Origin of the sequence: Curtobacterium sp. MCSS17_005, assembly GCF_003234225.2 — a bacterium.
GTDB lineage: Bacteria > Actinomycetota > Actinomycetes > Actinomycetales > Microbacteriaceae > Curtobacterium > Curtobacterium flaccumfaciens.
The window spans coordinates 72,876-85,517 of sequence record NZ_CP126258.1 but is presented as its reverse complement, the minus strand read 5'-3'; the positions used below and the strand labels follow the sequence as shown (position 1 = coordinate 85,517).

The following is a 12,642-nucleotide window of genomic DNA, read 5'->3' as shown; positions in this document are numbered from 1 at the left end:
CTTTCACGAAGTGAACGGTCAGTTCAACGAACCATTCGCACTGTGTACGTTTTGCGCGCCGAAGGGTTCGGCGGCATCCGTCAGGGTGGTCAGGAGCTGCAGGAGCGCTGCCCGTCTCGTCTCGTCGAGCGGTGCGAACAGGGAGTCGAGCACCCCCTCGGCGATGCGGTGTCCCTCGTCGAGCATCCGCCGGCCGTCCTCGGTGACGGTGTGCTCGATCCGGCGGCCCCGACCGGCGGTCCGGGTGATGAGCCCGCGGTCGAGCATCCGGTTCGCGAGGGTGCCGAACGCCTGGTCGCTCTGGAACGTCGCGACGGCGAGGTCGTGCCCGGATGCGTGGGGCATCCGGTCGATCGCGCGCAGGGCGTCCCACTGCACGAGCGTCACGCCGAGGTCGCGCAGGGCGGCGTCCATCGTGCGGTGGTTGCGGTACTGCGCCCGCTTGACGGCGTGGCCCAGGGCTTCGAGGTCGGTCGGCATGGTGCTACGGTATCAACACTCGTACATAAGCATGTTGATACGGAGAACCCGTGACCGACACCCGCACCCGCACCGCGCTCGTCCTGCACGGCGGCGGCGGCCCCCGGACCGTCGCACCGATCGTCGCGCACCTCGCACCCGCCTTCCACGTCGTCGCCCCCACGCACCCCGGGTGGGACGGCACCCCGCGCCCGGACGGGATCGACTCCGTCCCGGCCCTGGCGACCGCGTACCTCGAGCAGCTCCTCGCCGCCGGGGAGCAGGACGTCGTGCTCGTGGGGTCCTCCATCGGCGGCTGGATCGCCCTCGAGATGGCCGTCCAGGCTGCTGCCGACGCCCGGTTCGCCGGGGTCGTCGGCACCGTCGTCGACATCGACGGCGTGGGTGCGGTCGTCGAGGGCGAACCGATCGCCGACTTCTTCGCCCTCGATGCCCGCGGACTGGCCGAGGTCGCCTGGCACGATCCCGCGCGGGGGTACCAGGACCCGGCGTCCGTCACCGAGGAGCAGCGGGCGGTGCAGCGGTCGAACGGGCAGACCATGGCGGTCGTCGCCGGCCGATCGATGAGCGACCCGACCCTGCTCGGTCGGCTCCGCGCCGTGCGGGTGCCGACGCTCGTGGTGTTCGGCGCGAGTGACCGGGTCGTGACCCCGGCGTACGGACGCGCGGTGGCGGTGGCCGTGCCGGGTGCGGTGTTCGCCGAGGTCCCGGCGGCTGGGCACCTGCCCCACCTCGAGGCCCCCGACGCGACGTGGGCGGTCATCGACCCGTTCCTGGCGCGCTGAGCAGGACGGACCACCACCGGCACGCGGCTCACGGCAGGCGCCTCAGACCATCGCCGCGGACATCACCGCGACCGCGACCCCCATCGCCAGGGTCTCGACCAGCGGCAGCGGACGTGATCGTCGCCGGACGCCGTCACGGAGCATGTGGACGGTGAGCACCAGGTACCCGAGGGTCAACCCGCCGAGCACCACCTGCCACGTCACCGCGACCACCCCGAGGTGCTGGTGCATCCCCGCGGCACCGGCGTCGTGCGCCATGCCGACACCCATCGCGCCCATCACGAGCAGGCCCAGGGCAGCGTGCAGTCGCCCGTACCGGCCGTGTGCGGAGGCCGCACCCGGCGACTGAGCCGACCCGCGCCTCCAGGCCGACGTGGACTGCAACCGGTGCACCCCGGCGACCATCACGGCGAGGAACGCCAGCACCAGGAACCACAGGACACCCGGCAGGACCCGGGGTCCGAACGCCCCGTCGACCATCGCCGCCACCATCGCGACCGCGGCGACCACGTCGACCGCACGGCCGGGGCGCCACGCCCCGACCGTGCAGCAGGCCCCGGCCGACGCCGGCACGATCGCCGCGAGCCCGAGCAGATCGGTCACGTCAGTGCCCGTCCACGTGTCCGTGGTCGTGCTGGTGCTCGGCTGCGTCGTGTGCGGCCTCGACGGCGCCGGAGACGTGGTGCGAGCAGTGCGACCCGGCCGACGCCCCGATCGACGCCGGCACGTTCAGGGCCGGGTTCCGCGGGAAGAACCCGTACGGCTTGAGCGTGAACTTGGCGTAGTCGACGGGCATGACGGGCCAGTCCTCGGGCCGGGGGAAGTGCGTGGGACCGAAGGTGTGCCACAGCACGATGTCCTCGCCGTCGAGCGGACGGTCCCCCTGCACGTACCGGGCGACGCCGTCCCCGCCGGGGTTCTGGTGCACGAAGTCACCGGCGGCGAAGCGCTCGGCCGGGTCGTACTGCGTCACGTACAGGTGCTTCCGCGCGAACTCGGCGCGTGCGGCCACCGACGACGAGTCGTCCGCGAGCAGCACCGGGGCGTCCTGCGGGTACAACACGTACCCGGTCGGGCGGTCGAGGTGATTGCGCTCCTCGGTGTTCGAGATGAACCACGTCCGGGCCTTCGACGCGTCGGCGAGACGGCCGGAGGTCGACTCGGACGACAGCCGGGTGACCGACTTCGTGAACGCGTTGCCGTGCTCGTTGCCCGGGCCGACGGGGACCCGGACGGCGTCGACCTCGTCCACCGCGTTCGACAGCCCGTCGACCATCATGTCGAGCCGCGCCGAGAACAGGTGCTGGTGGTACGGGGCGCCGAGGCCGGGCGCGACCTCGGAGGCGTACGGGTAGTCCGCACCGGACTCCGTCCGACCGGGGTACGACGAGGTGAAGAGGACGCCGGTGAGCTTCGCCTCGCACTCGATCGTGCCGTCGAGGTACAGGTACCAGTAGAACCCGTAGTCGTAGTTGCCGACGGTGGTGAAGAACGAGATCACCAGCCGACGGGAGCGCCGGACCTCCTGCGACCCGGTGTAGATGTCCCCGTGCTTCCACAGCGTGCCGAAGTCCTCCTCGTGCATGCAGATGCCGTTCCGGATGGTCTGCGGGTTGCCGAGCTCGTCGGCCAGGACGGCGTCGAAGTACTGGATCTCGCCGACGCAGTCGCAGCCGAGCTCGAGCGAGTTGGTGAAGCGTCCGAACAGGTACTCGCCGGTGTCGAAGTAGTTCTGCCAGAACCGCACCGGCGACGGGTCGCCGTAGGGCACGAGCATCTCGTCTATCGAGGCCCGGTAGACGATCGGCCGCAGCCGCGCACCGTCCTGCCACGACAGCTGCCGGAGCACGAGCCCCTCTCGGGCGTCGAACCCGACCTGGAACCGCCAGTTCGCCCACTCGACGAACTCGCCGTCGACCGAGAACGACGGCCCCTCGGGCTGCGTGATGACGATCGGCTTGAGGTCGAGCGGTTCGCCCTGCACCGCCGGGTCGTCGAAGTTGCCGGACGTGGCGGGTACGGGCATCTCCGCGACGTCCACGATGCGGGTCACGGCGCGGTTGGCGGCGTCGACGTACACGGACAGGCCGTCCACGGGGTGCGCCCAGACGTGGTCGGCGGGGTGGTCCTGGCGGAAGGCGAGCACGCGGAGGATCCGGCGCCCCGCTTCCTCGGGGTAGTCGTAGTACCCGGCAGACAGCGGGACGCACTTCACCTCGTCCGGCGTCAGGCCGCGCTTCGCCAGGGCGGCGACCCAGCGCTCGTCCGCGTTCGCGATCTCGCCGACGGCGTCGAACTCCTCGATGAGGACGGGCAGCTGTCCCCGGGACCCGTCGAGCACGTCGGTGGACAGGACGATCCGGTCGGTGATCGAGACGACGCCGTCGGTGGAGCGTCCGGTCGCCATGTCGAGGAGCATCACGCGGGCACGGCGGTCCGGCAGGGGACCGTCGCCGGCCTGCCAGGCCAGGACCTGCTGCTTGTGCGGCTCGTCGAGGCCGACGTAGACGAAGCGCGTGGTGTCGGTCCAGTCCGGCTGCGCCGTGACGACGTCGCGGACGGCGGTGAACTCGTCGGGGCTCAGGTTCGCGAGCGGGTGGGTGGTGGCGGTGACGGGATCGGTGAGGGTCATGCTGGTGGTTCCTTCGGTTCGGTCTGGAGGCGCGGGTCGGGTGGGTCGGTCAGCCGTCGCTGGCGAGACGGTCGAGCATCTGGTCGTAGCGGCGGCGGTCGCGCCGGCGCAGCACCACTGCCTGCAGCACGCCGACGGCGGGCACGACCACGACGAGGCCGGTGAGCACGGTGCTGACGACACCGAAGACGCTCGCTCCGGAACCGTCGACGTCGCCGACGAGCGTCGGGAAGTTCGCCCAGATCAGGACGGCCGAGGCGACGAGCCCGACGAACCCCAGGACCGGGGCGATGACGGTGTTCCAGATGCGTCGGTCAGCGCGGTTCCGGCGGAAGTAGACGATGACGGCGAGGCTCGTCGCGGCCATCAGGATCGCCACGCCCAGGGTGGCGACGCCGGCGAACCAGCTGAAGACCTGCAGGACCGGGTCGAGGCCGAGGGCGGCGAACAGGACCATGAGCACGGCGGCGGTGACGGTCTGCACGACGCTCGAGGTGTGCGGCGACTCGTGCTTGCGGTGCACGGTGCCGAGACGACCGGGCAGGAGCGAGGCGTTCGCCATCGAGTGCTGGTACCGGGTGATCACGTTGTGGAAGGACAGGACGCAGGCGAACATGCTCGTGAGCAGCAGCACGTTCATGACGGCCTCGCCCGCGGTGCCGATGTACCGCGCCGCCGTGGTGAGGATGAGCGCGCCCGGGTCCTTCGCGGCCTCGGCGAGCACGCCGTCCGGACCCCAGGCCATCACGAGTCCCCACGACGCCAGCGTGTAGAACACCCCGATGCCGATGACGGCGGTGTAGGTGGCCCGCGGGATCGTGCGCTCCGGGTCCTTCGCCTCGTCACGGAAGATCGCGGTGGCCTCGAACCCGATGAACGCCGCGATGGCGAACATGAGGCCGACGCCGGGTGAGCCGGACATGACGTGGGTCGGTTCGAACGGCGCGAGCGAGAGCCCGTCGGCACCGCCGCGGAACACGATCGCGGCCACCAGGACGAGCACGATCCCGGCCTCGCCGACGAGCAGGACGCCGAGGACCTTGCTCGACAGGTCGATGTGCCGGTAGCCGAGCACCCCGACGAGCGCCACGACGACCAGGGACCACACGTACCAGGGGATGTCCGGCCCACCGAGGCCCGTGACGGTCACTCCGAGCAGGTACCCGATGTAGCCGTGCACGCTGACCTGGATCGTCGTGTAGGTCAGCAGCGCCAGGGTGGCCGCCCCCGCACCGGCCGGACGACCGAGCCCGTGGCCCACGAACGTGAAGAAGGCGCCGGGTCGTGGCAGGTGTCGGGTCATCGCCGCCAGACCCACCGAGAACAGCAGCAGGATCACGGCGGACGCGGCGTAGAGCGACGGGAACCCGACGCCGTTGCCGAGCAGCATGCCGAGCGGGGCGGCACCGCCGACGACGGTGAGCGGGGCGGCGGCCGCGACGACCATGAACACGATCGCGGTGACGCCGAGCGAGCCGCGCATGGTCCGCTGCGGTGCGGGTACGGCTCCGAGTGACGCGGGGTCCTTCGTGATGCTGGACATCGTGGCCTTCCGGTTCGGGTGACTGGGTCGGGGTGGGACCACGGTCCCGCGCTGGGGTTGCGCCCCCGTTCCACGGGTGTGAAACCCGCACGCACCCGAATGGGACGGCCCGGGCGAGGCGTCTCATTTGCCCGAGACCACCGCGAAACACGACCGAGACACCGGGGCAACGCAGCCCCCGTACCGTTGCCGCATGACCGCGCTCGACCGTGCCATCGCCGACCCGCCCCGGGTGCCGGGCATCGGCACGCGCTCCCCCGTCGACGGGCTGTCCCGGCGGAGCGTCGGCCCGGTCGACGTGCTGGCGCAGTCGGTGTCCGCGGTCGCACCGTCGGCGGCGGCCACCACGATCCCGGTGCTCGTCGCGACCGTCGCCGGGCAGGGCGCGACGTGGTCCCTGCTCGCCGCGATGGCGCTGTCGTTCCTGGTCGGACGCACCGTGAACCAGTTCGTCCGACGCGTGGCGGGCACCGGCTCGCTCTACACCTACGTCTCGCTCGGCCTGGGGCCGGCGGCCGGTGTGGTCGCGGGCGCCGCACTGCTGCTCGGCTACGGGTTCATCGCGATGTTCTCGCTCAGCGGCGGCGGCTACTACCTCGACTACCTGCTGTCCCGGTTCGTCCCGACGGCCGGCACCGGCTCCCTGGTCACGGTCGTGGTCATCACCGCCATGGGCGCCGCGGTGTTCGCCGTCATCGCCCTCGGGGTCCGGTTGTCGACGCGCCTCACCCTGCTGGTCGAGACCCTGTCCGTCGCCGTCATCGTCGTGCTGATCGTCGCCCTGGTCGCACGGCTGCAGCCCGTCGACACGTCCGCCCTCGCACTCGGCCCGACCGCACCGGCGCCCTTCGCGGTGGGCACGGCGCTCGCGGTCACCGCCTTCGTCGGGTTCGAGAGCGCGTCGGTGCTCGGCGTGGAGGCCCGGCGTCCGTTCCAGGCGATCCCCCGTGCGATCTCGTGGACCGTCCTGGTCGCGGGCGTGCTCTACGTCGTGAGCGCTGCCGCCCAGCAGACCGGGTTCGCCGCGATCGGCGCCGACCTCGCCACGAGCGCGTCGCCGGTCAACGAGCTCGCCACGGCCTTCGGCATGCAGTGGGTCGGATGGGCGCTCGACCTCGGGATCGCCGCCTCGTTCGCCGCGTGCGCGATCGCCTCGACGACGGCGCTCGTCCGCGTGCTGTTCGCGATGGGCCGTGAAGGGGTGCTGCCGGCCGCGCTCGGGCGGGCGTCGCCACGGTTCCGGACGCCCTTCGTCGCGGGCGTGCTGGCGTGCTCGGTGCTGACCGCGCTGCCCGTCCTCGGGCTCCTCACCGGCATCCCGACCTGGTCCCTGATGGAGGCCGAACTGGTCGTCGCGGCACTCGGGTACCTGACGGCGTACGCGATGACGTGCTTCGCGGCTCCGGTGTTCCTGCGACGCATCGGCGAGCTGACGACCGGGGTGGCGACCACCGCGGTGACGACCGGCGTCCTGCTCACCGCCGTGCTGCTCACCTACGCCGGGGTCGAGGCCGCATCGCCCCGGTGGCCGGCCGTCGTCCTCGCCGTCGGGGCGGTCACCGCGGTCGTCGTCGCGTTCCTGCTGGCGACCCGTCGGCGACCCTGGCGACGGGGTCGGAGCCGGGCGGTGTACGACGTGCCGGTCGAGGCGGACCTGCTGGGCGCCTCCCGGTCGTCCCCCGGACCCGGCCACGGGACGGGGGTGCGGTGAGCGAACCCGGTCTCCGCGCGCGGCAGCCGAAGGCGATCCAGAACGCCCTCGCGGTGCTCGAGGCGGTCGCGCACGCCGGGCCCGGCGTCACCGCCCAGCAGATCTCGGATGCGCTCGGGATGCCGCGGGCGACCACCTACCGGCTCATCACGCTGCTCGTGGAGGACGAGTACCTGGTGCGGCTTCCGGACCTGCGTGGCTTCGCACTGGGGCACAAGGTCTCGGAGCTCGCCGGCGTCGCCCCGGCCGCGGCTCCGCCGGTCCCACCACTCCCCCGCGCCGTCCGGTCCGTGCTGTCCGACGTGCGCTCGGCGGTCCGCGCCGGGGTGCACCTGGCCCGGTACGACGCCGACGGGATCTGCGACGTCGACGTCGACCCGGACTTCCCGCTCCTCGACGCGACCGCCCTGCGATCGGCACCCGGGTCGAGCGCGATGGGGCGGCTGCACGCAGCCGGCGGCGCCTCGGCGTCGCAGGTCGGTGCCTTCGTGCGGGGTTTCGGGTGCCTGGCACTGCCCGTCCGCGGCGAGCGCGGTGAGCTCGTGGCGGGGCTGACGTTGTCCGCGCCCGCGGCCCGGGTGGAGTCCCCTGGCCAGGCCCTGGTGCACCTGCGGACGGCGGTCGCGCGGCTCGAGCCCCTGCTCGGCTGAGTTCTCGGCGTCCTCCGAGCGAACTTTTGGCACTCGCCAGGGTCGAGTGCTAAAACGGTGGCAGTTGAGTCGAGGGGACTCAACGAGAACCACGAAGGAGTTGATTTCGATGACGATGAACTTCGATCCGTTCCGCGAGCTCGACCGACTCGCGGGTTCACTCCTCGGCACCGCCGCCGGCCCGCGCTCGATGCCGATGGACCTGTACCGCACCGGGGACCACTACGTCCTCGACGTCGACCTGCCCGGCATCGACCCGGGCTCCGTCGACATCGATGTGGACGGTTCCGTCCTGACCATCCGCGCCGAGCGCACCCTGGGCGCGCCCGAGGGCTCGCAGTGGCTCACGCGTGAGCGCCAGCCCGGCACGTTCGTCCGGCAGCTGACGCTCGGCGACGGTCTGGACGCCGAGCGCATCACCGCCGGGTACGACAACGGCGTACTGAGCGTCACGATCCCCGTCAAGGAGTCCGCGAAGCCGCGCAAGATCGCCGTCACCGTCGGTGGCGCGTCCGAGCAGCTCGCGGTCGGTTCCGGCGCCGCCGAGTGAGGAGCTGAGCGATGACGTCCGTCCTGCTGAACGCGGTGGTCGCGGTCCTCGTCGTCACCGCGGCGCTCGCGCTGACGAGCCTGGACCGGCGCACCGCCGTGCTCCTCGGGGCCACCGGCAGCCTGACCGGCACGTTCCTGACCTGGGTCGCGGCGCCCCGGCTGTTCGAGCAGTCACTCCTGGCGCCCTGGGTCGCGGCGGTCCTCGGCACGGCCCTGCTGATCGCGGGGTGGAGTGCGGTCCGCGCCTACTCGGGCATCTTCGAGGCACCACGCGACGAAGAACCCGAGACGGGGGCGCTGATGATCGTGGGCGGGTCCGCCTCGTCGGTGGGGTGACCACCTGACGGACAGGAGGCCCGGTGCACGTCGTGCACCGGGCCTCCTGTCATCCGTCGGTCGCGTGGGCGACCGTCGGGACTACTCCTTGTTCAGCTTGTCCTGCACCAGGCCGGCCGTCTTCTCGACGACGTTCGGCAGCTCGGTGGTGCCGTAGAGCCGGACGTCGGGGTGCGTGGGCGGGGGCATCGGGACCGAGGTCGTCGGGCCGTCGTGGTACGAGTACTCGCCCTTGCCGTCGAACGAGGGGCCGCTCGCCCACGGGCCGTTCTTCGCCTCGGCACCGTCGGAGAAGTTGAGGTACTGGTAGTTGACCTCCTGGTTCTCCTTCGACTGCGGGAAGTTGCTCGGCACGGGGAAGCCCTCGACGCCCTTCTCGCGCAGCTCGGCGGCAGCGGTCGCCCACATGTTCTGGTGCATGGTGTCGCGGGCGATGAGGAAGGACAGCAGGTCCCGCACGCCGTGGTCGTCGGTCATGTGGTAGAGGCGGGCGGCCTGCACACGACCCTGCATCTCGGCGTTCTCGTTCGCCGTGAAGTCGGCGAGCAGGTTGCCGCTGGCGGTGATGTACGAGCCCTGCCAGGGGTTGCCGTTGCTGTCCACCGGGCGGGCACCCGCACCGGCGACGATCGCGTGCTGGACGTCGGTGCCGCCGACGATCGCGGCGACCGTCGGGTCGTCCTGCAGCGCGTCCTCGGTGATGCCGAGCGGGGACTTCTCGAGCAGCTGCGCGATCATCGTCGCGAGCATCTCGACGTGGCCCATCTCCTCGGCGCCGATGCCGAACACCATGTCGCGGTACTTGCCGGGGATGTGCATGTTCCACGCCTGGAACTGGTACTGCAGCGCGACGGAGATCTCTCCGTACTGGCCGCCGAGCACCTCCTGCAGCTTGCGGGCGTAGATCGCGTCGGGCTTGTCGGGCGTTGCCTTGAACTGGAGTTCCTGCTTGTGGAAGTACAAATCGTGCTCCTTCGTCTCGATCGAGCGATTGCACGGCCGATGGTTCGCTGGGGGCACTGAGCGGCCGTCCAAGGTGGCCGGATCACGCAGAGGATGTCCCGCATACGCCGTTCCCCGGACCCGGGTCCACCGTCGGCTTCACCCGGCAGGACGAGGCCCTTCGGTCGACCGCCCGATGCCGTCGGCCGTCCGGTTGCGCAGGCTGGGAGCATGCAGACCTCGACCAAGCACACGATCGCCACCCTGCTGCTCTGCGCGGCGATCGTGGTCGCCACCGTCATCGCACTCACGGCCATGACCCCGCCCGCGTGACGCCGGTACGGCATGGGAGGATCGCTCTCGTGACCGAACGGGGCAGGTTCCTCCGGCCGCTCGCCACCCGGTCGATCGTCATCGACGTGGCCTGGGCGGTCCTGGCGGCGTTCGTCTTCCTGCTGCCCATCGACCTCGAGCTCGAGCACGCCAGCCTCGCCGCGGTGCTGTCGGCCTCGGTGGCGATCGCCCTGCGTCGCATCTCCCCGTCCGCCGCGATGGCGATGGTCGTCGTCCTCGGGGTGATCCAGGTCGGCGGCGGCGAACGCCCGTCGCTGGTGGACCTCGCGATCTTCGTCGTGATCGGCACCGCCGCCGTCGTGGGCACCCGCACCGAGGTCGTCGTCTCCGGGGTGCTCGCGGTCGTCGCCGGGGCGGGTGCGACGGTCTACCTGGCGTCGACCGGCTTCCGGTTCCTCGTGCTCATCAACGGTCCGCGCGACCAGGCCTTCCTGGCGATGGCCGCCCCAGTGACCGCGCTGCTCGGGGTCTGGGCGGGCGGGGTCGCCGTCCGGGCCTTCCGCTCCCGCGACCGCGAGTCGGAGCGCCGTGCCGATGCCGAGGCCGCAGCATCACGTGCCGAGGCCGTCGCCACCGAGGCCGAGGCCACCGCCACCCGCGCCATCGACGTCGCCGAGTCCGAACGCATCCGCGCGGACATCGCCCGCGACGTGCACGACGTCGTCGGCCACTCGCTCGCCGTGATCATCGCGCAGGCCGACTCGGTGCCGTTCCTCGACGACGAGGCGCGCATCCGAGCGGTCAGTGCCACCATCGCGAGCACCGCCCGGAGCTCCCTGGTCGAGGTCCGCCAGGTCCTCGGGCACATCGACGGCTCCGCCGAGGCGACCGGCCCGGGCTCGCTCGAGGAGATCGTGCAGGGCATCCGCGACGCCGGGGTCGACGTCGACCGCACGGTGCGCGGGGTCCCGCTGGCCCTGCGCCCGGACACCGGCACCGCCGCCCGCCGCGTGCTGCAGGAGATGCTCACGAACGCCCTGCGCCACGGCGCCCCCGGCAACCCGGTCGTCGTGCGGGAGACCTGGCGGAACGCCGACCTGGTGCTCGAGGTCGAGAACGTCGCCGGTGACGGCACCACCGCCGGCTCGGGCCGCGGGATCGACGGCATGGACTCGCGCCTCGGCGCCCTCGGTGGGTCGTTCGACGCCGCCGTGCTGGACGACGTGTTCACGGCACGCGCCCGCATCCCGTTCGACGTCCAAGGGGGACCCGTCCGATGACCGAACCGATCAGGATCCTGCTCACCGACGACCAGGCGCTGTTCCGCGCCGGGCTCCGGGTGGTGCTCGACGCCCAGGACGACATGCGCGTGGTCGGTGAGGCCTCCGACGGGGCCGAAGCGCTCGCGCTCATCCCCGAGGTGCGCCCCGACGTGATGCTGCTCGACATGCGGATGGCCGGCATGGACGGCGTGGAGACCGTCCGGCAGCTCTACTCGGGCGCCGTCCCGGGCCCGCTACCCCGCGTCGTCGTGCTCACCACCTTCGGGCTCGATCCGGCGGCGGCGACCGCGATCCGGCTCGGCGCCAGCGGGTTCCTGCTCAAGGACACCACGCCGCCGTTCCTGTTCGCCGCGGTGCGGGCCGTGCACGAGGGCAGCTCGGTCATCGCACCGAACGACCTCGCGCAGCTGTTCGGCACCGACGTCGCTCGGGCCCCGGCACCGCAGCCGCCGGAGTTCGCGACCCTGACCGAGCGGGAGCGCGTCGTGTTCGGGTGGGCGTCCCGTGGGCTCTCGAACGCCGAGATCGCCACGAAGGAGTACGTCACCGAGTCGACGGTGAAGACCCAGATCTCGAGCATCCTCGGCAAGTTGTCACTGCGCGACCGGGTGCAGCTCGTCGTCTACGCCCACGACCACGGGCTGGCGGGCACCCGGGAGGCCTAGTCCGCGGCGATCCGGTCGAGCCACTCCGCGAGCATCGTCCGCTCGGCTGCCGACAGTCGATCGAGCCGGGGCGCTGCGGCACGGAGGGTGATCGCCGCGCTCGTCACGGCGTCACGCCCCGGGCCTTGACCACCCGGGGCCGCGTCGCCGTCCGTCGTCGGCCCGCTCGGCACGAGGATGCGCCCGAGCACCGCGTCGAGGACGTCATCGGCGAGTGACGGGTCCCGCTCGTCCGCCGGAGCGGCCAGGATCGCGAGCACCGCACCGGTGCCGGCCGCGTGCACGAGCTCGACCGCGCGGTGTTCCGGCACGGCCAGTCGTCCGGCCTCGGCCACCCGCCGGATGCGTTCTGCGAGCAGCGCGGTACCGGCGCGGGCGGCTGCCGACCGACGGCCGCGCTCCGGGTCGCTCAACAGCACGAACAGGTCGGGGTTCGCCAGCCCGAAGCCGATCGTCATCGACCACCCGGTGCGCAGGTCCTCGACGGGGTCGGTCGCCTCGTCACGAGCAGCCCGGACAGCGTCGGCCTTCATCGCCGAGAACGTCGCCATCGCGTGCTCGGCGACCGCTTCGAGCAGACCGTCCTTGTCGCCGAACAGCCGGTAGATGGTCGGTGCCTGGACGCCTGCTCCGTCCGCGACCGCCCGCGTGGTCACCGCCGCGGCACCGCGTTCGCGCAGCATGGTGCCGGCGACCTCGACGATGCGCGCACGCGTCTCGTCGCGCTGGCTTCCCTGCTCGATCACGGAACAACGATAACGGATGTGTG

At 71.9% G+C, this 12,642-nt stretch carries 13 protein-coding genes; 7 read left to right on the top strand and 6 right to left on the bottom strand.

Annotation, left to right across the window (positions count from 1 at the left end; genetic code table 11):
* Nucleotides 1-18: 18 nt before the first annotated feature.
* Nucleotides 19-480 (bottom strand): MarR family winged helix-turn-helix transcriptional regulator, encoded by a 462-nt coding sequence (locus tag DEJ20_RS00385; protein ID WP_111234451.1) that lies wholly within the window; start codon nt 478-480, stop codon nt 19-21.
* A 50-nt stretch (nt 481-530) separates the two neighbouring features.
* Between DEJ20_RS00385 and DEJ20_RS00380 the strand changes: the two genes are divergently transcribed.
* Nucleotides 531-1,265, top strand: a complete 735-nt coding sequence (locus DEJ20_RS00380) for an alpha/beta fold hydrolase (RefSeq protein WP_111234452.1) — start codon at nt 531-533, stop codon at nt 1,263-1,265.
* Between the two features lie 42 nt (nt 1,266-1,307).
* Here DEJ20_RS00380 and DEJ20_RS00375 read toward each other — a convergent pair whose 3' ends face one another.
* From DEJ20_RS00375 to DEJ20_RS00365, 3 genes are read right to left on the bottom strand one after another with little or no spacing between them, the layout of a single operon-like run.
* Nucleotides 1,308-1,868: a hypothetical protein gene (locus DEJ20_RS00375; RefSeq protein ID WP_111234453.1), complete on the bottom strand. Its 561-nt coding sequence runs from the start codon at nt 1,866-1,868 to the stop codon at nt 1,308-1,310.
* Between the two features lies 1 nt (nt 1,869).
* Nucleotides 1,870-3,897, bottom strand: coding sequence for a primary-amine oxidase (locus DEJ20_RS00370; protein WP_111234454.1), 2,028 nt, complete (start codon nt 3,895-3,897; stop codon nt 1,870-1,872).
* Between the two features lie 49 nt (nt 3,898-3,946).
* Nucleotides 3,947-5,440 carry an APC family permease gene (locus DEJ20_RS00365; RefSeq protein WP_111234455.1) on the bottom strand — a complete coding sequence of 498 codons (1,494 nt, stop codon included), beginning with the start codon at nt 5,438-5,440 and terminating at the stop codon, nt 3,947-3,949.
* Nucleotides 5,441-5,633: 193 nt separating this feature from the next.
* Between DEJ20_RS00365 and DEJ20_RS00360 the strand changes: the two genes are divergently transcribed.
* The 4 genes from DEJ20_RS00360 (at nt 5,634) to DEJ20_RS00345 (ending at nt 8,689) form a co-directional block, all read left to right on the top strand.
* Nucleotides 5,634-7,151, top strand: a complete 1,518-nt coding sequence (locus tag DEJ20_RS00360) for an APC family permease (protein ID WP_111234456.1) — start codon at nt 5,634-5,636, stop codon at nt 7,149-7,151.
* Nucleotides 7,148-7,801 carry a helix-turn-helix domain-containing protein gene (locus DEJ20_RS00355; RefSeq protein ID WP_258377077.1) on the top strand — a complete coding sequence of 218 codons (654 nt, stop codon included), beginning with the start codon at nt 7,148-7,150 and terminating at the stop codon, nt 7,799-7,801. Before DEJ20_RS00360 ends, DEJ20_RS00355 begins: the two co-directional genes overlap by 4 nt.
* 109 nt (nt 7,802-7,910) lie before the next feature.
* Nucleotides 7,911-8,351: an Hsp20/alpha crystallin family protein gene (locus tag DEJ20_RS00350; RefSeq protein WP_111234457.1), complete on the top strand. Its 441-nt coding sequence runs from the start codon at nt 7,911-7,913 to the stop codon at nt 8,349-8,351.
* An 11-nt stretch (nt 8,352-8,362) separates the two neighbouring features.
* Entirely contained in the window at nt 8,363-8,689 is a 327-nt protein-coding gene (locus DEJ20_RS00345) for a hypothetical protein (protein WP_111234458.1), read from the top strand.
* 81 nt (nt 8,690-8,770) lie between these two features.
* On the opposite strand, the gene DEJ20_RS00340 is transcribed toward DEJ20_RS00345, so the two are convergent.
* The gene (locus tag DEJ20_RS00340; RefSeq protein ID WP_071404423.1) at nt 8,771-9,652 is read right to left on the bottom strand and encodes a manganese catalase; all 882 of its coding nucleotides are present in this window, start codon (nt 9,650-9,652) and stop codon (nt 8,771-8,773) included.
* 341 nt (nt 9,653-9,993) lie between these two features.
* On the opposite strand from DEJ20_RS00340, the gene DEJ20_RS00335 reads away from it, so the two are divergent.
* Nucleotides 9,994-11,205: a sensor histidine kinase gene (locus tag DEJ20_RS00335; protein WP_258377078.1), complete on the top strand. Its 1,212-nt coding sequence runs from the start codon at nt 9,994-9,996 to the stop codon at nt 11,203-11,205.
* Complete coding sequence (locus DEJ20_RS00330) at nt 11,202-11,873, top strand: response regulator (protein WP_111234459.1); 672 nt, start codon at nt 11,202-11,204, stop codon at nt 11,871-11,873. The genes DEJ20_RS00335 and DEJ20_RS00330 overlap by 4 nt, the downstream gene beginning before the upstream one ends.
* On the opposite strand, the gene DEJ20_RS00325 is transcribed toward DEJ20_RS00330, so the two are convergent.
* Nucleotides 11,870-12,619, bottom strand: coding sequence for a TetR/AcrR family transcriptional regulator (locus DEJ20_RS00325; protein ID WP_258377079.1), 750 nt, complete (start codon nt 12,617-12,619; stop codon nt 11,870-11,872). The two genes, DEJ20_RS00330 and DEJ20_RS00325, sit on opposite strands and share 4 nt — an antisense overlap.
* Nucleotides 12,620-12,642: the final 23 nt, after the last annotated feature.